This is a genomic window from Streptomyces sp. NPDC002896, assembly GCF_040295225.1.
Lineage (GTDB): Bacteria > Actinomycetota > Actinomycetes > Streptomycetales > Streptomycetaceae > Streptomyces.
The window spans coordinates 244,786-266,000 of sequence record NZ_JBEOVA010000004.1 but is presented as its reverse complement, the minus strand read 5'-3'; the positions used below and the strand labels follow the sequence as shown (position 1 = coordinate 266,000).

The 21,215-nt window shown below is 71.6% G+C and carries 20 protein-coding genes and 2 pseudogenes; 11 read left to right on the top strand and 11 right to left on the bottom strand.

Features of this window, described 5'->3' with window-relative positions; all coding sequences use genetic code 11:
* The first annotated feature begins 70 nt into the window (after positions 1-70).
* From ABT009_RS08295 to ABT009_RS08275, 5 genes and pseudogenes are all read left to right on the top strand, one after another.
* Complete coding sequence (locus ABT009_RS08295; protein ID WP_351290890.1) at positions 71-1,438, top strand: FAD-dependent oxidoreductase; 1,368 nt, start codon at positions 71-73, stop codon at positions 1,436-1,438.
* Positions 1,439-1,466: 28 nt separating this feature from the next.
* Positions 1,467-1,931 (top strand): ArsI/CadI family heavy metal resistance metalloenzyme, encoded by a 465-nt coding sequence (locus tag ABT009_RS08290; RefSeq protein ID WP_351290888.1) that lies wholly within the window; start codon positions 1,467-1,469, stop codon positions 1,929-1,931.
* A gap of 8 nt (positions 1,932-1,939) precedes the next feature.
* Positions 1,940-3,241: an MFS transporter gene (locus ABT009_RS08285; protein ID WP_351290886.1), complete on the top strand. Its 1,302-nt coding sequence runs from the start codon at positions 1,940-1,942 to the stop codon at positions 3,239-3,241.
* Positions 3,217-3,309, top strand: a pseudogene (locus ABT009_RS08280) (DUF5990 family protein); the annotation flags it as partial. The gene ABT009_RS08285 and the pseudogene ABT009_RS08280, both read left to right, overlap by 25 nt.
* A 381-nt stretch (positions 3,310-3,690) precedes the next feature.
* Entirely contained in the window at positions 3,691-4,089 is a 399-nt protein-coding gene (locus tag ABT009_RS08275) for a hypothetical protein (RefSeq protein WP_351290884.1), read from the top strand.
* 1 nt (position 4,090) lies between these two features.
* Here the strand turns inward: ABT009_RS08275 and ABT009_RS08270 are convergent, their stop codons facing one another.
* From ABT009_RS08270 to ABT009_RS08255, 4 genes and pseudogenes are all read right to left on the bottom strand, one after another.
* Positions 4,091-4,405: a hypothetical protein gene (locus tag ABT009_RS08270; protein ID WP_351290882.1), complete on the bottom strand. Its 315-nt coding sequence runs from the start codon at positions 4,403-4,405 to the stop codon at positions 4,091-4,093.
* A 405-nt stretch (positions 4,406-4,810) separates the two neighbouring features.
* Positions 4,811-6,041 (bottom strand): annotated as a pseudogene (locus ABT009_RS08265) (MbnB/TglH/ChrH family RiPP precursor modification enzyme).
* Positions 6,028-6,921 carry a TIGR04222 domain-containing membrane protein gene (locus ABT009_RS08260; RefSeq protein WP_351290880.1) on the bottom strand — a complete coding sequence of 298 codons (894 nt, stop codon included), beginning with the start codon at positions 6,919-6,921 and terminating at the stop codon, positions 6,028-6,030. Before ABT009_RS08260 ends, ABT009_RS08265 begins: the two are co-directional and overlap by 14 nt.
* A gap of 367 nt (positions 6,922-7,288) precedes the next feature.
* Positions 7,289-8,725 (bottom strand): PucR family transcriptional regulator, encoded by a 1,437-nt coding sequence (locus ABT009_RS08255; RefSeq protein WP_351290878.1) that lies wholly within the window; start codon positions 8,723-8,725, stop codon positions 7,289-7,291.
* A gap of 136 nt (positions 8,726-8,861) precedes the next feature.
* Between ABT009_RS08255 and speB the strand changes: the two genes are divergently transcribed.
* The 4 genes from speB to ABT009_RS08235 all read left to right on the top strand — a co-directional run bounded on the left by speB (position 8,862) and on the right by ABT009_RS08235 (position 13,492).
* Complete coding sequence (gene speB, locus ABT009_RS08250; RefSeq protein WP_351290876.1) at positions 8,862-9,809, top strand: agmatinase; 948 nt, start codon at positions 8,862-8,864, stop codon at positions 9,807-9,809.
* Positions 9,806-11,350, top strand: a complete 1,545-nt coding sequence (locus tag ABT009_RS08245) for a purine-cytosine permease family protein (protein WP_351290874.1) — start codon at positions 9,806-9,808, stop codon at positions 11,348-11,350. Before speB ends, ABT009_RS08245 begins: the two co-directional genes overlap by 4 nt.
* A 182-nt stretch (positions 11,351-11,532) precedes the next feature.
* The gene (locus ABT009_RS08240) at positions 11,533-11,922 is read left to right on the top strand and encodes a YybH family protein (RefSeq protein ID WP_351290872.1); all 390 of its coding nucleotides are present in this window, start codon (positions 11,533-11,535) and stop codon (positions 11,920-11,922) included.
* Between the two features lie 121 nt (positions 11,923-12,043).
* A complete protein-coding gene (locus ABT009_RS08235) occupies positions 12,044-13,492 on the top strand; it encodes a gamma-aminobutyraldehyde dehydrogenase (RefSeq protein ID WP_351290870.1) in 1,449 nt (482 codons plus the stop codon).
* A 354-nt stretch (positions 13,493-13,846) separates the two neighbouring features.
* Here the strand turns inward: ABT009_RS08235 and ABT009_RS08230 are convergent, their stop codons facing one another.
* On the bottom strand, positions 13,847-14,203 hold the full coding sequence (locus tag ABT009_RS08230) for a hypothetical protein (RefSeq protein ID WP_351290868.1): 357 nt from the start codon (positions 14,201-14,203) through the stop codon (positions 13,847-13,849).
* Between the two features lie 166 nt (positions 14,204-14,369).
* Between ABT009_RS08230 and ABT009_RS08225 the strand changes: the two genes are divergently transcribed.
* Both ABT009_RS08225 and ABT009_RS08220 read left to right on the top strand, forming a co-directional pair.
* On the top strand, positions 14,370-14,555 hold the full coding sequence (locus ABT009_RS08225; protein ID WP_351290866.1) for a GntR family transcriptional regulator: 186 nt from the start codon (positions 14,370-14,372) through the stop codon (positions 14,553-14,555).
* A 329-nt stretch (positions 14,556-14,884) separates the two neighbouring features.
* Complete coding sequence (locus tag ABT009_RS08220; RefSeq protein ID WP_351290864.1) at positions 14,885-15,397, top strand: phosphatase domain-containing protein; 513 nt, start codon at positions 14,885-14,887, stop codon at positions 15,395-15,397.
* Between the two features lie 24 nt (positions 15,398-15,421).
* Here the strand turns inward: ABT009_RS08220 and ABT009_RS08215 are convergent, their stop codons facing one another.
* From ABT009_RS08215 to ABT009_RS08190, 6 genes are all read right to left on the bottom strand, one after another.
* Positions 15,422-15,637: a dodecin gene (locus ABT009_RS08215; protein ID WP_351290862.1), complete on the bottom strand. Its 216-nt coding sequence runs from the start codon at positions 15,635-15,637 to the stop codon at positions 15,422-15,424.
* Positions 15,638-15,755: 118 nt separating this feature from the next.
* The gene (gene egtD / locus ABT009_RS08210) at positions 15,756-16,718 is read right to left on the bottom strand and encodes an L-histidine N(alpha)-methyltransferase (protein WP_351290860.1); all 963 of its coding nucleotides are present in this window, start codon (positions 16,716-16,718) and stop codon (positions 15,756-15,758) included.
* Complete coding sequence (gene egtC, locus ABT009_RS08205; RefSeq protein WP_351290858.1) at positions 16,715-17,551, bottom strand: ergothioneine biosynthesis protein EgtC; 837 nt, start codon at positions 17,549-17,551, stop codon at positions 16,715-16,717. The genes egtD and egtC overlap by 4 nt, the downstream gene beginning before the upstream one ends.
* Positions 17,551-18,918 carry an ergothioneine biosynthesis protein EgtB gene (gene egtB / locus ABT009_RS08200; protein ID WP_351290856.1) on the bottom strand — a complete coding sequence of 456 codons (1,368 nt, stop codon included), beginning with the start codon at positions 18,916-18,918 and terminating at the stop codon, positions 17,551-17,553. The genes egtC and egtB overlap by 1 nt, the downstream gene beginning before the upstream one ends.
* Positions 18,915-20,237 (bottom strand): ergothioneine biosynthesis glutamate--cysteine ligase EgtA, encoded by a 1,323-nt coding sequence (gene egtA, locus ABT009_RS08195; protein ID WP_351290854.1) that lies wholly within the window; start codon positions 20,235-20,237, stop codon positions 18,915-18,917. Before egtA ends, egtB begins: the two co-directional genes overlap by 4 nt.
* 457 nt (positions 20,238-20,694) lie before the next feature.
* Positions 20,695-21,162 carry a type II toxin-antitoxin system PemK/MazF family toxin gene (locus tag ABT009_RS08190; protein ID WP_502989834.1) on the bottom strand — a complete coding sequence of 156 codons (468 nt, stop codon included), beginning with the start codon at positions 21,160-21,162 and terminating at the stop codon, positions 20,695-20,697.
* Between the last annotated feature and the right edge of the window lie 53 nt (positions 21,163-21,215).

Genomic DNA, 21,215 nt, shown 5'->3' with positions numbered 1-21,215 from the left:
CGTCCATCAATACAGGTGCCATGCTGGGCCGCGCAAGCCATCGACGAACGTCGAAGCAAAGGGGAACTTCGTGAACGCGCCCACCACCGACCAGCTGCCCGTCGTGGTCGTCGGAGCCGGCCCGATCGGCCTGGCCGCCGCCGCCCACCTCGTCGAGCGCGGCCTCGAACCGCTCGTTCTGGAGTCCGGGCCGTCAGCTGGCACCGCCGTACGGGCCTGGTCGCACGTGCGGCTGTTCTCCCCCTGGGCCGAGGTCACCGACCCGGCCGCCGAGAAGCTCCTCGCCCCGATCGGCTGGACCCGCCCCGACGGCGCCACTTACCCCACCGGCGGCGACTGGGCCGAGAAGTACCTGCAGCCGCTCGCCGACGTCCTCGGCGACAAGGTCCGCTACGGCGCCACGGTGACAGGCATCGCCCGCGCAGGCCGTGACCGCATCGTCGACTCCGGCCGCGACGAGCAGCCCTTCACCGTCCACATCCAGCTCGCCGACGGCCGCGAGGAGCGGATCACCGCCCGCGCCGTCATCGATGCCTCCGGCACCTGGTCCACCCCCAGCCCGATGGGCGCCGACGGCCTGCCCGCCCTCGGCGAGAGGACAGCCGCCGACCGCATCTCCTACCGCGTCCCCGACCTGGGCGACCCGGCCGTACGCGCCCGGTACGCGGGCAAGCGCACCGCTGTGATCGGCTCCGGCGCCTCAGCCTTCACCGCTCTCGCCCACCTCGCCGATCTGGCCGAGGAGGAGGACGGGACGCACGCGGTGTGGATTCTGCGCCGCGGCATCGGTGCGAACACGTACGGCGGCGGCGAAGCCGACCAGTTGCCCGCGCGCGGCGCGCTGGGCCTGCGCGCCAAGGCCGCCGTCGACAACGGCCACGCCAGCGCGGTCACCGGCTTCCGCACCCAGTCCGTGGAACGCGACGCCGACGGCCGGCTGGTCCTCGTGGCCGAGGACGGCCGCCGCCTGGACCCGGTCGACGAGGTCATCGTCCTCACCGGCTTCCGCCCCGACCTGTCCTTCCTCTCCGAGATCCGCCTCGGCCTCGACGAACGCCTCCAGGCCCCGACCGCCCTCGCCCCGCTGATCGACCCCAACGTCCACTCCTGCGGCACGGTCTACCCGCACGGCGTGAACGAACTCGCCCACCCGGAGCAGGACGTCTACCTGGTCGGCATGAAGTCCTACGGCCGCGCCCCCACGTTCCTCGCGATGACCGGCTACGAGCAGGTCCGCTCCGTCGCCGCCGCGATCGCCGGAGACCGCGAGGCCGCCGAGCGCGTCGAGCTCACGCTGCCCGAGACCGGCGTGTGCGGCGGAGCGGGCTTGTTCGACGACCCCGATGCCGCCCAGAGCAGTGAGGGCGGCGGCTGCTGCGCGGCCCCGGCCACCCTGCAGATCGGCATCGGCGCCCCTGCCGCCTCCGGCGGCTGCTGAACTCCCCACCCATCCAAGGAGGTTCGCCATGTCCCGCGTACAGCTCGCCCTGCGCGTCCCCGACCTCGACGCGTCTGTCGCCTTCTACAGCAAGCTGTTCGGCACCGAGCCCGCCAAACTCCGCGACGGCTACGCCAACTTCGCCATCGCCGAGCCCCCGCTCAAGCTCGTCCTGATCGAAGGCACCGCGGGCGAGGCGACCCGCATGGACCACCTCGGAGTCGAGGTCGACAGCACCGACGCGGTCCATGCCGCCACCACCCGCCTGAGCGAGGCCGGCCTCGCCACCGACGTGGAAAACGACACCACCTGCTGCTACGCCCTCCAGGACAAGGTCTGGGTCCACGGCCCCGGCCAAGAACCCTGGGAGGTCTACGTCGTCAAGGCCGACGCCGACACCCTGGCCAAACAGCAGGGCAGCACCTGCTGCGCAGGCCCCGCCGAGGCCGACACCGGCTCGAAGGAACCGGTCGCCGCGGGCGGCTGCTGCTGAACCCGCCGATGACCGACCTCCACACCAGCGGGGCCGTGACCGGGACGGGGGACCGGTCACGGCCCCGCGCCGCGCTGCCCGCCCTATGCGCCACCCAGATCACCAGCTGGGGCATCGTCTACTACGCCTTCCCCGTGCTGAACCCCCAGATCACCGCCGCCACCGGCTGGCCTGCCGGGGCAACCACGGCATCGTTCTCCGCCGCGCTGCTCGTCTCCGCCCCCGCCGGAATCCGGGTCGGCCGGATCATCGACCGCCACGGTCCCCGCACCGTGATGACAGCCGGCTCCGTCCTTGGCGTACTCAGCCTCGTCACCGTGGCCACCGCGCCCAACCTGCCCGTCTTCGCCACAGGCTGGCTGCTCGCCGGAGGCGCGATGGCCGCCACCTTCTACCAACCCGCCTTCGCCGCCCTCACCCGCTGGTTCGCCCCGCACCACGTCAGGGCCCTCACCATCGTCACCCTCGCTGGCGGCCTCGCCTCCACCGTCTTCGCCCCCACCACCGCGGCCCTCGCTGACCACCTGTCCTGGAGGGCCACCTACGCCGTCCTCGCCCTGCTCCTCGCCTCCATCACCATCCCCGCCCACGCCCTCGCACTCAAAGGGCCGTGGCCCACAGCACCACCATCCCCCGCTCACACCAGCAGCGGCGCGACCGCCATGACACGCAACAGGCCATTCTGGATGCTGGCCTGCGCCCTGCCCCTCTCCGCGTTCGCCGTGTACGCGGTCGTCGTCGCCCTGGTCCCGCTCCTGCTCGAGCGCGGCTTCACCACCACCGAGGCCGCCTGGGCCCTCGGCCTCGGCGGCGCCGGGCAGACCCTCGGACGCACCCTGTACACCACCCTCGCCCGCCACACCGCAACCCCCACTCGCACGGTCACCCTCATCGCTCTTGGCGGCGCAACCACCGCCGCACTCGCAGTCGTCCCCGGCCCGTACTTCCTGCTGGCCGCCCTCTCCGTCGCGGCCGGCATGGTCCGCGGAAACCTCACCCTGCTCCAGGCCACCGCCATCACCGACCGCTGGGGCACTACCCACTACGGCCACCTGTCCGGGCTCCTGACAGCTCCGGCGACCGCGGCCTCAGCCCTTGCCCCCTTCGCCGGTGCCGCCCTGGCTGCACCGCTCGGCGGCTACCCACACCTGTTCACCCTGCTGGCATTGGTCTCCGCCGTCGCTGCCCTCATCGCCGCTGCGGCCACAACACGATCAGAGTCCCGTTCAGGTCCCGGATTCCCCGAACCGGCGCGTTTGCGTCTTCACGACGCGGCGTACGGCGTCGGCTCATCGGACGCCTCGGCCTGAGTGACGCCCGCGGCGAACCGCTGTGCGCACGGGTCGTGCCTCCCACCATCACCTGGTCCGCCGGCTGACCCTTCCGCTTCTCCCAGCCGCCGACGGTCCGCGACCAGCAGACCGGCCAGGGCGGCACCATCCACGCGGCGGGATACGCGAACGCGACCGCTGGAGACCTGGCCGACCACAAGATGCCGACGGCGCCGGACGCGGCAAGGTTCCCCAGCGACTGAACCGTGGCGAGCAGCCCGAAGGCAGAGCCGCGCAGGTCCTGGGGCGCGAGCGCGGCGACCGCGGAATGCTGCGCGGTCTCCACCGCTCCGATGCCAACCCCCGCCAAAAAATCACCTACCAAATCGCAAACCGCCCTCTCAAATCTCCCCCAACTCCTGGCCGCTCAAAGGGATATGACATCCCGTACTGTGAAATGACTGGTGCTGGTACTGGAGGGGGCACTCATGGGGGCCGTGATAGTCCTGCTCGTCCTGCTCGCCATCGCTTACTACGCCTACGAGGCCCACGAGAAGTCCGAGCAGGAACGAGCGACAAGGCAACGCCTGGCCGAGGCCGCCCGCCGCCGCGCCGAGGAGTCCCGCCGCAACGCAGAGGCCGCCCGCCGCCGCGCCGAACAGGCCCGCCGCAACCCCCGCCCGACGTCTCCGCCTCCGCCCCCACCTCCGCCTTCGGCGAGCGAGCAGCGCAGACGCCAGCAAGAGGAGGAGGAGCGCCGCCAACGGGCCCTACGCCGCCGTCGCTCACAACGCCGCCGCAGGGGCGGCGGCAGCAGCGGCGACGGCGGGGGCTGGGCCTGCGGCGGGGGGCATGGCTGCGGCGGGGGGTGTGGCGGCGGCGACTGACCTACCACTCCTGGGTGCCGGCCCGGCCCGCGCCAGGGCTGTCCGGGGTGTCAGTCCTGCTGGACGGGCTGGACGAAGATGACCTGCTCCTGGACAGGGCCGCCTTGGTCTGGAGCGCGGGAGGCTGGTCGGTGTGGGTGGCGAGTACCTGGCCGTCGGCATCCTGGACGGTCAGCTGACGGGGGATGAGGGTGCCGCCGAGCGCGGTCAGAACGGGCTGGTCGTTGCGGTAGTGGACGGAGAGGGTTCCGACGAGCGTTGGGCTCTGGTCGAGCCCGTGATCGGACATCCACGCGGGACGGGGCACAGCCACCACCCGGAAATGATCACTGGAGAGCGGTACGCCGGGAACGGCCCGTACCGTTCGGGAAGAGGCCGTCGGAAAAGGACTCGAGCCACGGGCACCTCGTCGGCGGCCTACTTCACATGAAGCGGCGGGGACTGGAAACGGAGCATCAGCCACCGCGCCAGTCCCCGACCCTACTAAGGCCGGGCCCAGGGGCTGGCCGAGTAGCTCGACTCTGGGGTGCTGCTGACCTAGGACGGCGATGGCCACGGGCTTATGCACGCAGTACCAAGAACGCGTGCGTGGTCAACGCCGTGGACACCTCTGATCGAGGGCCGCTCACATGCGGACGGGGCATGATGCAGCTGAGTCCCTCTGCTTTTCACTGATACCGAACCCGCTCGCGGACCCGATGCCTGATCGCATGCGGCCTGGTCAGGAGGTTGGCCGTCGGCGGGATGACAGGTCGCGCACCAGGCGGCGCAGCCGGGTCCCCGGCCGCGGCGACATGATCTGTTCGGGCAGGCGGCCCTGTGCGGCCAGGTAATGGACGAACGCCTGCGCGTCCGCGGCGCTGCCACCGTGAGCTGGCTTGGGGTGTGTGGTGGCATAGGCGTGGAACAGGGCAGAAAACCGCGGCCTCAGCGCCTGGCTCAGCTCGGGCCGGACCCGGGTCACGCCGTCCCGTCGTTTTGCGGCCAGCGCCGCTGTTTGGACGCGCAGGCGCGGAGCGTTGAACCCGGCCGGTGCGGGACCGCCGGTCAGGAGCGCAACAACGAGCCGGGCCTGGGCTGCGGCCAGCCGGGCTCGGGCTGCCTCAGGATTCGGCATGCCGGTCACCGGCACCCTCCACGGTTGTGCGGATCGCAGCCAGCTCACCGGCCAGGTCGGCTGGGCCGGGATAGTTGCCGTCGCGTTCCAGCAAGACCCCCGGCACGTCGGTCCGCTCGGCCAGCGCGGCCAGCACGTCCAGCACGGGACCGGTCACCGGATGCCGGTGGGTGTCATGCCACAAGCCTTCCCGCAGGACGCCTCCGGCGACGTGGACGTAGGCCAGCTGTTCCAGCGGCAGCTCATCCAGCATCCGGTCCGGGTCCTGGCCGAGGTTGACATGGTTGGTGTGCAGGTTGGCCACGTCGACCAGCAGCTGTACTCCGGTGCGGTCGACGAGTTCCGCCAGGAACTGGGCTTCGGTCAGCTCGGCATCCGGCCAGGCGAACAGCGCGGCGATGTTCTCCAGCGCCAGTGGCACCGGCAGGGACTCCTGCGCGATCCGTATGTTCTGGGTCACCACCTCCAGCGCCTCCCATGTGCGGGGCACCGGCAGCAGGTGTCCTGCCTCCAGGCCGTCGGCGCGCACGAAGGCCAGGTGCTCGCTGACCAGTGGCGCTTCCAGGGTCTGGGCGCAGTGGGCCAGATGCTCCAGCCGGTGCGCCTCGGGGCGTTGGGCACCACCGAGGGACAGACTCACCCCGTGCGGGACCACGGGTATGTTCCGGGCCCGCAGGGCCGCCAGGGAGGCAGGCAGGTGGCCGGGGCGGAGGTTTTCGGCGATGGCTTCGACGAACTCGACCCCGGGCAGTCGCTCGATGGTCAGGTCGATCTCCGGCCGCCAGCCGATGCCGAAGCCCAGTCGGCGCGTCGCCGAGCGCTCAGTTGCCGCCACAGCCGCCTCCTCCACAGCCGCCTCCTCCGCAGCCAGCGCCTCCGCAGCAAGTGCCTCCGCAGCCGCCCCCGTTGCAGGTCGCCCCGGCCCCGCAGGAGCCGCCCGGGGCGTCCTTGTCGGGCCTGCCGTGGCCGAGGATGCCTGCCTGCAGTTCCGGATCGGACAGCTGCTCCAGGCCCAGCAGGGCAACCCCGGCCAGTACCGGGTCGATGCCGGGGAACGCCGAAGCGGGAGCCCGGCGTAGGTCCGCGAGACGGTCGGCTCCAGCGTTGGTGCACCACAGCCGCCGCTTCGAGGTCTGGACAAAGAGCATGATCAGGCCACCGGACATGAGGATCAGCAGAGCCGTCGCGGTGACCAGTGCGGCGGTGTCGTCACCTGCCAGCAGGAAGCCGACCACGAAGAGGACCGGCAGCAAGGCGACCAAGGCGCGCCTGCCCCGCGTGATCCGCTTGCGCAACGCCGGCTCGACCAGCAGTCCGGCTTCGGCGAGGGCGGTGCCGATGTCGCGTACCGCGGCGCTGCGCATCACACGGCCGCGGAGCCACGCCGTAGTCGCGACCTCCCCCTCCCTGAGCGCTCCGACGATCTGTCCCTCCACCGCGTTGCGCGGTGTTCCCGGCGCCCGAGTGACCCTGCCGTCCCGGGAGATGTGCAGCCGGCCGTCACGTTGCATGGCGACCAGCACCGTGTTCGCGACCCGACGCGGCCCGCCGACGAGGAAAGCCGCATTGAGCAGCGCGTTGCCACGGGCCTCCGGGGCTCTACCGGAGGGGGCGGAAGGACGTGGAAGCCGGGCGCAGCGGCCGGCTACGACCAGGTACGCCATCGATCCCGCGGCAGCGAGGATGGTGAAGAGCCAGGGTCCGAGGCCGTTCATGACGGTGTGGGAGTCGGGGCGACGAGTGTCGATGTACGGGTGAACACGGGCCTGAGAAGTCTCTCCATGGGTCGTTCCTTCGCTGAGTCAGAGGTGCGCCGATGGCTGCGCTGCGACGGGAGGCGTGTCTCGTCCTCTGAGACCAGGATCTCTGACACGGGTGGGGCGCCAAGCCCCTGATAATCGTGTCTTGACCGACAGTGATGGCTGCTGTACAAGCGAGCCCTTTCCATCGGAATCAGCTCCGGGGCCGAACGGGATGATCGCACCGTCCGTTCAGCGCTTGGTCACACTCGGCTTGCGGGGGTACGCCGGGGCTGGGCACAGCCGCTGTCTGGCGGAGCCGGTGGCCGGCTGGCTGCCCGCGTCAGTCCAGCAGTCCTAGCTCCGAGGCGGAGCGGATGGCCATCCACACCTCGGTGAAGGCGCCGGTGCTGGTGAGGTCGCGGCCGGTGAGCGTGCTGAAGCGGCGCAGCCGGTAGGTGAGCGTGTTGGGGTGGATGTGCAGGGCCGCGGCGGCGTCGTCGGTGCGCCGGTCGCGTTCCATCCAGGTGCGCACCGAGAGCAGGAGCTGCGCGTCGTGGGTGATGTCGTAGCGGAGTGCTTCGCCCAGGACTTCCTCGACCAGCGCGTTCAGGGCCGCGGGGTCGTCGGGCAGCCAGCGGCCGGCGGGGTCGTCGCCGTAGCGGACCAGGGGGCGGCCGGACGCGGCGGCGCGGGAGGCCGCCCACCGGGCCTCGCGCTGGGCGATGCGCAAGGACGCGCCGCACGGGAGGGGACGGCTCGTGCCGGCGGCGACACCGGGCAGGGCCGCGATCGTGTCGCCGAGGTGGGGCGGTCCCAGCAGGAAGCGGTCCTCGCCGCGGTTGAGGAGCAGGTACGGCGCGTCGTCCAGGGCGCGCAGCAGCGCCTCCTCGGTCACACCCCGGACTACGGTCAGCTCGGTTGTGCCCTCGATGGAGTGGCGCAGCAGACGGCGTTCGGCGGCCTGTTGGTCCAGGGTGCCCTGGAGCATCTCGGCGAGGATCTCCGCGCCCTCGCGGCGCAGGGTCTCACGCTCGGTGCGGATCATCGCGAGCTGTAGCGCCGCGACAGTTGCGATGTGCTGGACCACTGCCAGCCCGGCCGGGCGTGCGCCCTCGCGCTCCAGGGCGATCAGGAAGCCGGCCGCGCCGCCCGGCGCGGGCACGGGCAGGGCGAAGCCGCCGGGGATGGTCGGCGGGGCGTCGAGTGAGCCGGGGATCTGTGACGGCTCGGGGACGGGTACCCCGGGCAGCAGCGGGCGGCCCTGGGTGGTGCACAGCCGGATGTCGTACCCGGACAGTTTCTCCAGGCGGCGGAAGAGCGTGGTGGTGTCCAGGTCTTCTGACGCCAGCCAGCGCAGCGCCCCGAACACCTGGAGCTGCGCCCCGAGGCGGTGCCGGGAATCCTCCTGGACGGCGGCCGCGACCTCCTGGGCCACCACGATGAACGGCACGGCGAGCGGCACCTCCAGCACGGGGATGCCCCGCTCCTGGGCCGTGTCGAAGAACGCCTGCCGCAGCGGCGGCATGTGCAGTTGCACAGACACGGCCAGCGCGGCCACCCCGGCGTCGTCCAGTCGTTCCAGATAGGCGCGCTGCCCGGCGGCCGAGCGCGGCAGCGCCCGCCCCGTGGTCATGATGATCTCGGCGCCCAGCAGCCACGGGGTGGGGTCCTCCAGCTCGCTGGCGTGCGCCCAGGACACCGATCGGTCCAGGCCGGCCTCGCCCGCTAGAAGCCGCAGCTGGAGTGCGGGATAGGACAGTACTTCCCGGACATTCACCCCACGTCGTTTGTGGTTCTCCACAAAGCCAGACTAGCTCTTTGTGTCTGGCACGATTGAAGGGTAGGGCGGTACCCGCGCAGACTCGGCCATGCCGGGTGGTCCCGGCGTTTGCGAGAAGGAAAGGCTCAGGAAGATGACCGAAGCCCGTGGGCCTGTCGACTCCTCCCGGGTGCCGCGTTTCGCGGGACCCGCGACGTTCGCCCGGCTGCCCCGGTTGGACGAGGTGGCCCGCGCCGACGTGGCGGTGGTCGGTGTCCCGTTCGACGCCGGCGTCTCCTACCGGCCCGGCGCCCGTTTCGGCGCCACCGCGGTCCGTGAGGCCAGCAGGCTGCTGCGCCCGTACAACCCCGGCCTGGACGTGTCCCCGTTCGCCACCCAGCAGGTGGCCGACGCCGGTGACATCGCCTGCAATCCCTTCAACATCGGCGAGGCCATCGAGACCATCCAGGACGCCGCGGCCGGCCTCCAGGCGGACGGCACCCGGCTGGTCACCATCGGCGGCGACCACACCATCGCCCTGCCGCTGCTGCGTGCCGTCGCCGCCCAGCACGGCCCGGTGGCGCTGCTCCACTTCGACGCGCACCTGGACACCTGGGACACCTACTTCGGCGCCGAGTACACGCACGGCACGCCGTTCCGCCGCGCGGCGGAGGAGGGCATCCTCGACACCTCCGCGCTCTCCCACGTCGGCACCCGCGGCCCGCTCTACGGCAAGCAGGACCTCACCGACGACCAGAAGATCGGCTTCGGCATCGTCACGTCGGCCGACGTCTACCAGCGCGGCGCCGACGAGGTCGCCGACCAGCTGCGCCAGCGCATCGGCAACCGCCCCCTGTACATCTCCATCGACATCGACTGCCTCGACCCGGCGCACGCCCCCGGCACCGGCACCCCCGAGGCCGGCGGCATGACCTCCCGCGAGCTGCTGGAGATCCTGCGCGGACTGGCCGGCTGCAACCTGGTCGGCGCGGACGTGGTGGAGGTCGCCCCGGCCTACGACCACGCGGAGATCACCGCCGTCGCCGCCTCGCACGTCGCCTATGACCTGATCAGCCTGTTCGCACTGAAGGACGCCCGATGAGCCAGACCGCTCCCGCCCTGAACGAGGTCGAGCAGTTTGGAGTCGAACGGATCCCCGACGCCGAACGCACCGCCGGGCCCCTGGACCTGTTCCGTCTCGCTTTCGGCGGCGCCAACACCTTCGCCACCTGTGTGCTGGGTGCCTTCCCGATCCTGTTCGGCCTGTCGTTCAAGCAGGGCCTCCTGGCGACCGTGCTCGGCCTGGTCGTCGGCTCGCTGATCCTCGCGCCGCTGGCCGTCTTCGGCCCGCGCAACGGCACCAACAACGCCGTGTCGTCGTCCGCGCACCTGGGCGTGCACGGCCGGATCGTCGGCTCGTTCCTGTCGCTGCTCACCGCGATCGCGTTCTTCTCGATCTCGGTGTGGTCCTCCGGCGACGCGCTGGTCGGCGGCGCCAACCGGCTCGTCGGCCTCCCGGAGAGCGACGGCTCCTTCGCCGTGGCGTACGGCGTCTTCGCGCTGCTCGTGCTGGTGGTCTGCGTCTACGGCTTCCGGTTCATGCTCTTCGTGAACAAGATCGCCGTCATCGCGGCGTCGCTGCTGTTCGTGCTGGGCTTCTTCGCCTTCGCCGGGGACTTCGACTTCGGCTACCAGGGCGCGTTCGAGTCGATGTCGTCGCCGGGCTTCTGGCCCGCGTTCATCGGATCGGCGCTGATCGTCCTGTCCAACCCGGTGTCCTTCGGCGCCTTCCTCGGCGACTGGGCCCGTTACATCCCGGCCGACACCCCGCGCAAGCGGGTCGTCACCGCGGCGTTCGTCTCGCAGATCGCGACCATCCTGCCGTTCTTCTTCGGTCTGGCCACCGCCTCGATCATCGCCGCCAAGGCGGCGCCGTACATGGACCCCGCCGCGCCCAACTACGTCGGCGGCCTGCTCGCGACCTCGCCCACCTGGTACTTCCTGCCGGTGTGCCTGCTGGCACTCATCGGCGGCATGGCCACCGGCACGACCGCGCTCTACGGCACCGGCCTCGACTTCTCCAGCGTGTTCACGCGGTTCAGCCGGGTGCAGGCCACGATGTTCATCGGTGTGCTGTCGATCGCCTTCATCTTCGTCGGCCGCTTCGCCATGAACCTGGCCCAGTCCATCTCGACGTTCGCCACGCTGATCATCACCTGCACCGCACCCTGGATGGTGATCATGATGCTCGGCTGGCTGACCCGCCGCGGCTGGTACGACCCCGACTCGCTCCAGGTGTTCAACCGTCGCCAGCGCGGTGGCCGCTACTGGTTCAACCACGGCTGGAACTGGCGCGGCATGAGCGCCTGGCTGGGCTCGGCCATCCTGGCCCTGATGTTCGTCAACCTGCCGGGCCAGTTCGTCGGCCCGCTCGGCGATGTGGCCGGTGGCGTCGACATCTCGCTGCCGGTGGGCCTGGGCCTGGCCGCGGTCGCCTACCTCGGACTGCTGTGGCTGTTCCCGGAGCCGCGCGACGTCTACGGGCCCGAGGGACCGCGCCTGGTGCGGTCCTCGGACACCCCCGTACCCGCGATCACGGGTGAGGACGAGCAGCCCGTCCAGGCGGCGGAAGAACTGGTCTGACCCCGGCCCCGGCGGCGCTGTTCCGCGGCGCCGCCGGGGAGCCGGAACAGGCCGGGCACGGCCGCCGGCCCACACCCCTTAGCCGGATTTCCGCACGGTGGGGACCACGGGGACTGTGGGGCAAGACGCGCCCCCGTCCGCCGCCGAACCACACGTCACCCCTTCTCCCAAGGAGCCCCCCGATGACCGACGAGGTCCTTCAGGCCGCCGACGACCTGGTCGCCGCCTTCGGCGACGGCCGGCTCGACGACTACTTCGCCGCGTTCGCCCCCGACGCCACCTTTGTCTTCCACACCACCCCCGAGCGGATCTCCTCCACCGCGGAGTACCGCGCGCTGTGGCAGAGCTGGGTCGCCGAGGACGAGTTCCGCGTCCTGGACTGCGTCTCCACCAACCGCCTGGTCCAGCACTTCGGCGACACCGCCGTCTTCAGCCACGACGTCAAGACCACCGTGAGCACCACGTCAGGCCAGGAGACCCTCGCCGAGCGCGAGACGATCGTGTTCCACCGTGAGGGGTCCGGCCGCTGGCTGGCCGTGCACGAGCACCTCTCGCCCGCGTCCGGCACCTGACCCGGACCCGAACGGGCCGCCGGCAGGTTCCCGGCACCACCTCCGCAAGCAACGACACACCCCCGTGCACCGCGAGTGCGCCGCCGAGGCGCCGACGGGTACGACGACGAGGAAACAGGTCATGAGCGAGCTTCTTGCGCTGCGCAACCACATCGACGGCGCCTACGTGGACGCGGCCGACGGCCGCTGCCTGGAGGTGGTCGACCCGGTCACCGGCGAGGTGTACGCGCACGCGCCGCTGTCCGGCGCCGCCGACGTGGACGCGGCGATGGCCGCCGCGGCCGCCGCGTTCCCCCTGTGGCGCGACGCCACCCCCGCCACCCGGCAGCGGCTGCTGCTGCGCGTCGCGGACGCGGTGGAGGCACGCGCCGACGACCTCGCCGACGCCGAGTGCCGCGACACCGGCAAGCCCCGCGCGCTGACCCTCACCGAGGAGATCGCCCCCGTCGTCGACACCATCCGCTTCTTCGCCGGGGCCGCCCGGATGCTGGAGGGCCGCTCGGCGGGCGAGTACACGCAGGGCATGACCTCGATCATCCGGCGTGAACCGGTCGGCGTGTGCGCGCAGGTCGCGCCATGGAACTACCCGTTGATGATGGGCGTATGGAAGTTCGCCCCGGCGATCGCCGCGGGCAACACGGTCGTGCTGAAGCCCTCGGACACCACCCCGGCCTCCACCGTCCTGCTCGCAGGGATCATCGGCGACGTCCTGAAGGAAATGGACCTGCCCGCCGGGATCTTCAACGTGATCTGCGGCGACCGCGAGACCGGCCGCCTGATGGTGGAGCACCCGACCCCGGCGATGGCCGCCATCACCGGCTCGGTCCGCGCGGGCATGGAGGTCGCCGCCTCCGCGGCCCGCGACGTCAAGCGCGTCCACCTGGAGCTGGGCGGCAAGGCCCCCGCCCTGGTCTTCGCCGACGCCGACCTCGCCGCGGCCGCCGAGGGCATCGCCGCCGGCGGTTACTTCAACGCCGGCCAGGACTGCACCGCCGCCACCCGCGTACTCGTCCATGCCTCCGTCCACGACGAGTTCGTCGCCGCCCTGGCCAAGGCCGCCGCCGCCACCCGTACCGGCGGCGGTGTCGACGACGAGGAGATGTTCTTCGGGCCGCTCAACAACGCCGACCAGCTCGGCCGCGTGGCCGGCTTCATCGACCGGCTGCCCGACCACGCCACCGTGGAGACCGGCGGCCACCGGGTGGGGGAGCACGGCTACTTCTACGCCCCGACCGTGGTCTCCGGACTGCGACAGGACGACGAGATCGTCCAGAACGAGGTTTTCGGCCCGGTGCTCACCGTCCAGACCTTCACCGACGAGGACGAGGCCGTCGCGCAGGCCAACGGTGTCGAGTACGCGCTGGCCTCCTCGGTGTGGACCCGCGACCACGCACGGGCGATGCGGATGTCCAAGGCCCTCGACTTCGGCTGCGTGTGGATCAACACTCACATGACTCTCGTCTCCGAGATGCCTCACGGCGGCTTCAAGAAGTCCGGCTACGGCAAGGACCTCTCCGCCTACGGTTTCGAGGACTACACCCGCATCAAGCACGTCATGACCGCCCTGTGACCCACGGCGCCCGCGGCCGAGAGGCCGGCGGGCGCCGTCCGGCGGCAGGCGGTGGGTGAGCGGCGCGCCGGACGCAGACAGGGCGGCCAGCCGTTGCGGCTAGCCTCGCCGTCAGGACGGATAGCGGACAGGAGCGCGGGGCCGTCAGCGGCCAGGGCGGACAGGGTCCACGATGGGCCGGGCGCGTGGACAGCGGACGATGACGGCTACTGATCCAACTCCCTGGGCGCCGCTGGCCACTTTCAGTGGACGACGAAGAGGCCCGACCGGCCCCCAGTCCTGGGGAGCTGGCCGGGCCTTCGTCGTGTCTGTCCGTGCTACTGGCCGCGCTGGCCCTCAACGCTGTCCGTTGCCTCAGGCGTCGTTACGGCGCCCTACCTCCCGGAGGGCCTGGCTGATCTGGCGGGCCTTGGCACCCCAGAGCACTTCGTCTGCGGGAGCGTCCGCCGCCGGGAGTCGCTCGCCTCGAAGGTCCGCGACCAGGGCCACGTCCTGGACGGCGTGAGCTACGTATCGGAGCGCCACGAGCATTTCCGCCTTCGATGCGTCCTGGTCGTCAGTCAGGGCCAGGGCCCGGCGGGCGTCCTCTCGCGCTGTCTCGATCATGTTCGCCTCCATGGCGTCCGCGACGGCGTTCACGATGCCGTCGCCGGGCGTCACGAACGCCGCGCGGCCTTCGTCCTCCCAGGGAAGCCTTCTAAGGTGGTTCACGTCGACTCCTTCGCAGTCGGCCAGGCCCGGGGCGTTCGCAGCGTCGCCGGGCCGCTTCGTGGCTCCAACCTTACGCGGTATCGCGCTTACGCGGTAGCACAGTTCCGCGACTCCGCGCACGCTGAGAGGTATGGATCTTGATCGCTCTGTTCCCGTGTGGCCCCAGGTGGCCGATGACCTCCGCCGCCGACTCGATGCCGGGGAGTGGAAGCCTGGCGAGCGCTTCCCTGGCACGGTCACGCTGGCAGCGGAGTACGGGGTGACCCAGTCGACGATCCAGAAGGCGGTCGTCCAGCTCCGTGAGGAGGGGCGCCTTCGCACGGTACTGGGCGCGGGAAGCTACGTCCTGTGAGCGGAGGCGGCCGTGAACTGCTGCGGGGGTGACCATCGCTTCCAGAAGCGGTGGTAGCCGAGCTCCTCCGCCAGCTGTGCGAAGCGGACCGTGTCACGCAGCGCCGCCGGGCCGTCGTGCCCCTCGGGGATGCGTGAACGGCGTCGATGCGATCACTGAGCTCACACATCAGTTCAACGCGTGCGTTGCGCGGGGATTCCTGCAGCCGCGCGGGATGCTCGTGGTCGCCTGCAAGCGGCCCGGGCTGGATGCCCGCAGACAGGCCGGCCTCGGGTCCCGCCGCCGGGGCCCTGCCCGGGTTCCCGCGCGGCAGTCCCTACGCTGGCCCCGTGACGGACAAAAGCAGGGACCGAGGCAGGGCCGACAGCAGACCGCTCGCCGTGTTCGACCTGGACAACACCCTCGCGGACACCGCGCACCGGCAGCGGTTCCTGGAGCGCAGGCCCCGGGACTGGGACGCTTTCTTCGCGGCGGCCCCGCACGACCCGCCGCTGGCGGAGGGCGTGGCGCTGGCGCTGAAGAGCGCGGAGGAGTGCGAGATCGTCTACCTGACCGGCCGCCCGGAGAGGTGCCGCCGGGACACCGCCGACTGGCTCGCCGCACAGGGACTGCCCGAGGGCCGCATCTGGATGCGCCGCAACGACGACCGCCGCCCCGCCCGCTTCACCAAGCTGACGATCCTCCGGCGGATCTCCCGCGAGCGTGAGGTCCGCATGCTCGTGGACGACGACGAACTGGTCTGCGAGGAGGCCCGGCGCGCGGGCTTCACCGTGGTACAGGCACGCTGGGCCACACCGTCGGCGGCCCTGAAGGACGCGCAGGAGCGCGAGGGCCGGACCTGATGGCGCTCCCGTAGGCCGCCGCCCTCAGTCCCCGTCCTCCAGGCGGAACCCCACCTTGAGCCCCACCTGATAGTGCTGGATCTCGCCGTTCTCGATCATGCCGCGTACCTGGGTCACCTCGAACCAGTCGAGGTGGCGCAGCGTCTCGTTGGCCCGGGCGATGCCGTTGCGGATGGCTTGATTGACGCCTTCCGGGGAGGTGCCGACGATCTCGGTGACCCGATAGGTGTGGTTCGTCATGGGGGTTGCTCCTCTCGACCGGCTCCCGGGCCGGTTTACTCCACCGTGCCCCACCGGGCCCCGGCGCGCGAGGCGGGCACTGAGGCCTGGTGGGGACGGACTGCCGAAGACGTGTCTCTCACCGCGCCACACTCAGCGACAGTGCGAACCTGCCCGCCGTGTCCGTCCACCAGCGGGTCAGCTCCAGCCGCGCGGCGGCCAGTTCGGCCGACACGCCGTCCTTGCGGAACTTCGCGGAGACCTCCGTGCGCATCTCCTCGTCCTGCTCGAAGTCGACCGCCAGGTCCAGCGCGGGGATCTTCACGGTGAGCGGTTTCAAGGCGCGCAGGCGCATCTCGATCCACTCGCTGTCGCGGTCCCACAGGGCGACGTGGGTGAAGTCGGCCGGGTCGAAGTCGGCGCCCAGTTCGCGGTTGACGACGGCGAGCACGTTCTTGTTGAACTCGGCCGTCACCCCGGCCGCGTCGTCGTACGCGGCCACGAGAACGGACTCGTCCTTGACCAGGTCCGTGCCCAGCAGCAGCGCGTCGCCGGGCGTCAGCAGTGACCGTACGGAGGTCAGGAACTCGGCGCGTTCGGCGGGCAGCAGATTGCCGATGGTGCCGCCGAGGAACGCGACGAGCCGCGGCCCGGGCGTGTCCGGCAGTGTGAGGCCACGCGTGAAGTCGGCGATCAGGGCATGGACGTCCAGCTCCGGCCGCTCGGCGAGGAGCGCCTGCCCGGCCTGCTTCAGAGCGCTCTCGCTGACGTCCACCGGCACGTACGTGTGCAGGTCCGGCAGCTCGTCGAGGAGATGACGCGTCTTGTCGGACGACCCGGAGCCGAGCTCGACGAGCGTCCGGGCCGCGCTGACCTCGGCGATCTCCGCGGACCGGGCAAGCAGGATCTCCCGCTCGGCGCGCGTCGGGTAGTACTCGGGGAGCTCGGTGATCTCCTCGAACAGTTCGCTGCCGCGCGCGTCGTAGAACCACTTTGGCGGCAGCGTCTTGGGGGTGTGGGTGAGGCCGTGCAGGACGTCGGCGCGCAGGGCCGCGTCCGTGGCGTCCTCGGGCAGGGTGCGGGTCAGTTGGAACGGGCTCACGCGGTCGGCTCCTCGGTCTTCAGGGGCTGGTGAAGATCGGTTCCCGGGGGTACTTGGTGATGTTCTTGTGGGTATTGCGGCTCCTCCGGCTCCTTCAGCGGCGTCAGCAGGACGTCGGTGCGGCTCGCGACGAGCAGCGTGCGGTCGGGCACTTGGCGCCATTGCGGATCGTCGTCGTACGGCTCGGAGGCCACGACGGTGCGGCCGCCCGGTTCGGCGAGGTACCAGAGCGTGTCGCCCCAGGCGGTCGCGGCGATCGTCTCGCCGTTGGCCAGCAGGAGGTTGAGGCGCGAGCTGGGGGCGGCGGCCGCCACCTCCTGGACCGTGTCGGCCAGCGCCTGCCCCTCGTCGTCGCCGTTCCGCAGTCGGTGCAGGACGAGTGCCCACACCAGCGCGGAGTCGTTGCGGGCCTCCAGCGCGAGCAGTTCGGCGGGCGGCAGCTCCCCGGCGAGTACGGCGAGAGAGCGCGGCCAGCCCGTCACCGCGCCGTTGTGGCTGAACAGCCACGGACCCGAGGAGAACGGCGCCGCCGCGGCCTCCGCGTCGGCGCTCGCCACGGTCGCGTCGCGTACCGCCGCGAGCAGCGCCCCGGCGCGTACGACCCGCGCCAGATCCGCGAAGGGCTGGTCGCCCCAGACCGGCCCCGCCCGGCGGTACCGGGCGGGCACCGGGTCCCCCTCCGCGTACCAGCCGACGCCGAAACCGTCGGCGTTGACGGTGCCGTGCCGCTGGCACCGTGGCGCCCACGACTGGCGGTACAGGCCGTGCGGTGGCGCCACGACGAGGTCGCCGAACGGCACGGGCGGCCCCAGATAAGCCAGATGCCGGCACATCAGGCGCCCCCCGTCCGGCCGTCCGCGACCCCGTCCGCGGGCGTGACGTCCCGGGCGGTGCGGAAGCCCGAGAAGATCTGCCGCCGGATCGGATAGTCCCAGTTGCGGAATGTGCCGCGGCAGGCCACGGCGTCGACGGCGAACGAACCGCCGCGCAGCACCTTGTACTCGGAGCCGAAGAACACTTCCGAGTACTCCCGGTACGGGAACGCCGTGAACCCCGGATACGGCAGGAGGTCGCTCGACGTCCACTCCCACACGTCGCCGATCAACTGCCGTACGCCGAGCGGCGACTCGCCGAGCGCGTAGCTGCCCGCGGGCGCGGGCCGCAGGTGGCGCTGGCCCAGGTTGGCGCGGTCCGGCGTCGGATCGGCATCGCCCCACGGGTAGCGCATCGAACGCCCCGACGCGGGATCGTGGCGGGCGGCCTTCTCCCACTCCGCCTCGCTCGGCAGCCGCCGGCCCGCCCACCGCGCGTACGCGTCGGCCTCGTACCAGCCGACGTGCAGCACCGGCTCGTCCGGCGCTACGGCCTCGGTCACCCCGAAGCGCCGTCGCAGCCACTGCCCGCCCTCGCGCCGCCAGAACAGCGGGGCGGTGATGGAACGGGCCTTGATGTGGGCCCATCCCTCCGGCGCCCACCAGCGGGGATCGTCGTAGCCGCCGTCCTCGATGAAGGCCTGGTACGCGGCGTTCGTCACGGGAGTCGTGTCGATGAAGAACGGCGGGACGAGCCGGACATGGCCGGGCCGCTCGTTGTCCAGCGCCCAGGGCTCGGTGGACGTGCCCATGGTGAACCGGCCGCCGGGAACCAGGACTTCGGCCGGTCCGGTGTACGGGGATGACAGGGGTTCCGGGTCGGGTGCCGACAGCGCCGCCGGTCCGTTGCGCAGCTGATGGGTGATCAGCATCGTCTCGTCGTGCTGCTGCTCGTGCTGCGCGATCATCCCGAACGCGAAGCCCGCCTTGGTCAGCGCGGAACCCTCGAAGGGCGTGCGCTCGAGGACGTCCAAGGCCCGGCCGCGCACCTCAGCCGCGTACCGACGGGCTTCGGGGGGCGGTAGCAGCGGCAGTGAGGGCCGCTTGGCGCGCGGGTGCTCGAACGCGTCGTAGAGCGGGTCGATCTCGGGCCGGATCGCCTCGTGCCCGGCGACGGCCCGCAGCAGCCACTGCTCTTCCTGGTTGCCGATGTGGGCGAGGTCCCACACCAGGGGGGACATCAGCGGCGAGTGCTGTGCGGTCAGATCGGGGTCCTCGACGCAGCCGGTGAGCAGTGTGGTGCGGTCGCGCGCGGTGAGCAGCGCGGACAGGGCGCGTTTCCGCAGAGTCTCGGGATCCTGGTCATGGGTCGCGACGGTCTCGGTCATGGGCGGGCGTCCTTCCCGTGCGCGTGACAGCGGTCGAGCAGGTCGGGCTGGTCGAGGAGATCGTCGGCGGGGCAGCGTGCGCGTGCGACATAGCGGTCGGTGAAGTCCGCCACCGCGTCCCGCACGGCCTCGTCGGCGCCGAGGCGGGGCAGCGCCTCCTGCGCGGCGGCGAAGCAGATGACGGCGGCCTCGTGCAACTCGGGGTCGTGGAGGGCCTGCCGCGCGGCGGTCAGCCACAGTTCGTTGCGGGGAGCGGGGAGCGGGCCCGCCCGTTCGGCCAGGGGTTTGACGGTGCGGTACGCGGTCTCGGCCGCCTCGGGATCGTCGAACAGTGCGGTCGTCACGGCGAGAGGAACGATCCAGCCGTTCTCGCCGGGCTGGGCGTCGATCATGCGCAGCTCCAGATGGCCGCGCGGCCGTACGGGCGGGAACAGCGTCGTCAGGTGGTAGTCGACGTCCTCGCGGGTCGGCGGCCGCGGCTCGCCCGAGCGCGCCCACGCCCGCAGGGTCAGGTCCTCCGGCACGGCCCAGGGCCCGTGGTCCGCCCTGATGCACATCACGGGCGCGTCCAGCACATGTCTGGTCCACGCGGTCCGCGGGTCCCCGTCCAGCGGCGGGGCGGCAGACCGGCCCGGTTCGATGTCGGCCCAGATCACCTGCCGCGTCGACCGCCACCCGGTCAGACGCCCCTCGCTCAGCGGCGAGTTGGCGAACGCCGCGACCAGCACTGGCCCCAGCAGATGCGCCAGCCGCCAGCGGCGGCCGTGGCCGAGCGGCCCCGGCTCCTCGTGCCCGGCGTCCAGGCAGACCTGCACGGAGGCCGAGGAGCACATCATGTGGCGGCCTGCGGTCCCCGCGCGGTCGAGATACGTCTCCATCGCGTCGTAGCGGGGCTCGTGCAGCAGCCGGGAGGGCGGGCACCAAGGGTCGGTGCCGAGCCCGGTGAGGGCGAGGCCGAGGGGGCCGAGTGCCGTCCGCAGCGCCGTCAGATCGGCCGACACGGCTTTGACGCAGTCCATCAGCGATGCGGCGGGCAGCGAGCTGAGCTCCAGCTGGCCGCCGGGTTCGACGGTGAGTGCGGAGTGCAGGGGCAGCGTCCGCGCTACGGCGTAAGCCGCTTCGAGGCGGGCGGGCGGTACGGGATGCCGTGGCGCGTAGCCACCGGCATGGTCGAAGCCGTGGACGTCGTGGACGAGCCATTCCAGTTCGACACCGACGGAGCGGGGCGGGCCGGTCTTGAAACAGATGCCGTGGACCAGCGCCTCCACGTCGGCCTCCGTGACCATGGGGGCGAGATCCGTACAGTCTCCCTCGGACATGCCGGGATCCTCCTGATCTTCAGGTCGGCCTGGTTCCCCGGTCGGGGACCGTGCAGCCGCCCCGGCCATGGGTGAGCCGGAACGGCAGCGCTCGTCCCACCCAAACCCGTGTGAGCGGATCGCACAAGAGTGCCCCGAGGGTCGGATTCGTGCGGAGAAAGTCTGTTGCACGAGAGGTCATGAGGCGCTCACGATGCGTTCATGAGGACGACGGGGGGAGACGGAGAACCGGGCATGCGTTCCCGGCTGCGCGGCAGCGCGCAGCACACCTCCGATATGTGGGCCGCGTCCTGTACCGGTGGACCCGGCCGATGTCGACGGTCACCGCTCCCACCACGGTAGTCGAGGTCATCGGGGAGAGCAGCCCGGAGGCGGTTCGTAGGCTCACGACCTGCGAAGACGGGTCAGAAGACTCCGCCGGGAGGGAACGGAGGGACAGGCCACTCGTACCGCGTGATCAGCGCCAGCCGTAGCGCTCCCGCAGCCGGTGCACCACCAGGTTGAAACGCATCCGGTCCAGCGCGCACGCCTCCCGCCGCATCCCGCGCTCGTGCACCCGCAGCACCCGGTCGATGTTCACCCACGAGTCGCGTCCCTCGCGGTCCCACGGCCCCTTGCCGATCGGCACCCATTCCCGGTCGTGGTCGTGGCGCTTGCTCGACAGCTGTACGGCGAGCAGCGTGCCGGCCGCCTCGCGGGCGACCACCAGCACCGGGCGGTCCTTGCCGCGTCCGTCGTTCTCCTCGAACGGCACCCAGGTCCAGACGATCTCACCGGGATCGGGATCGCCGTCGTGGGCCGGCGCGTACTCGGTGCGCACCCGGCCCACCCGGCGCGGCTCAGCCTCGGTCGTCGCGGTCGGACCGAAACGGCCCGGGGTGTCGTCGGTGCGCGGGTCTGCGGTGGAGTCAGTCACGCGGGCCACGGTAGAACCTGCGCCGCCGGGCCCGGAGGGCGGGTCCGCGAGTCAGCACCCGC

Coding starts and splice junctions, on each gene's coding strand:
- ABT009_RS08290 (WP_351290888.1), top strand. CDS start 1,467: ATGTCCCGCGTACAGCTCGCCCTGCGCGTCCCCGACCTCGACGCGTCT.
- ABT009_RS08285 (WP_351290886.1), top strand. CDS start 1,940: ATGACCGACCTCCACACCAGCGGGGCCGTGACCGGGACGGGGGACCGG.
- ABT009_RS08275 (WP_351290884.1), top strand. CDS start 3,691: ATGGGGGCCGTGATAGTCCTGCTCGTCCTGCTCGCCATCGCTTACTAC.
- ABT009_RS08260 (WP_351290880.1), bottom strand. CDS start 6,921: ATGAACGGCCTCGGACCCTGGCTCTTCACCATCCTCGCTGCCGCGGGA.
- speB (WP_351290876.1), top strand. CDS start 8,862: ATGACCGAAGCCCGTGGGCCTGTCGACTCCTCCCGGGTGCCGCGTTTC.
- ABT009_RS08245 (WP_351290874.1), top strand. CDS start 9,806: ATGAGCCAGACCGCTCCCGCCCTGAACGAGGTCGAGCAGTTTGGAGTC.
- ABT009_RS08240 (WP_351290872.1), top strand. CDS start 11,533: ATGACCGACGAGGTCCTTCAGGCCGCCGACGACCTGGTCGCCGCCTTC.
- ABT009_RS08235 (WP_351290870.1), top strand. CDS start 12,044: ATGAGCGAGCTTCTTGCGCTGCGCAACCACATCGACGGCGCCTACGTG.
- ABT009_RS08215 (WP_351290862.1), bottom strand. CDS start 15,637: ATGACGAACCACACCTATCGGGTCACCGAGATCGTCGGCACCTCCCCG.
- egtC (WP_351290858.1), bottom strand. CDS start 17,551: ATGTGCCGGCATCTGGCTTATCTGGGGCCGCCCGTGCCGTTCGGCGAC.
- egtB (WP_351290856.1), bottom strand. CDS start 18,918: ATGACCGAGACCGTCGCGACCCATGACCAGGATCCCGAGACTCTGCGG.
- egtA (WP_351290854.1), bottom strand. CDS start 20,237: ATGTCCGAGGGAGACTGTACGGATCTCGCCCCCATGGTCACGGAGGCC.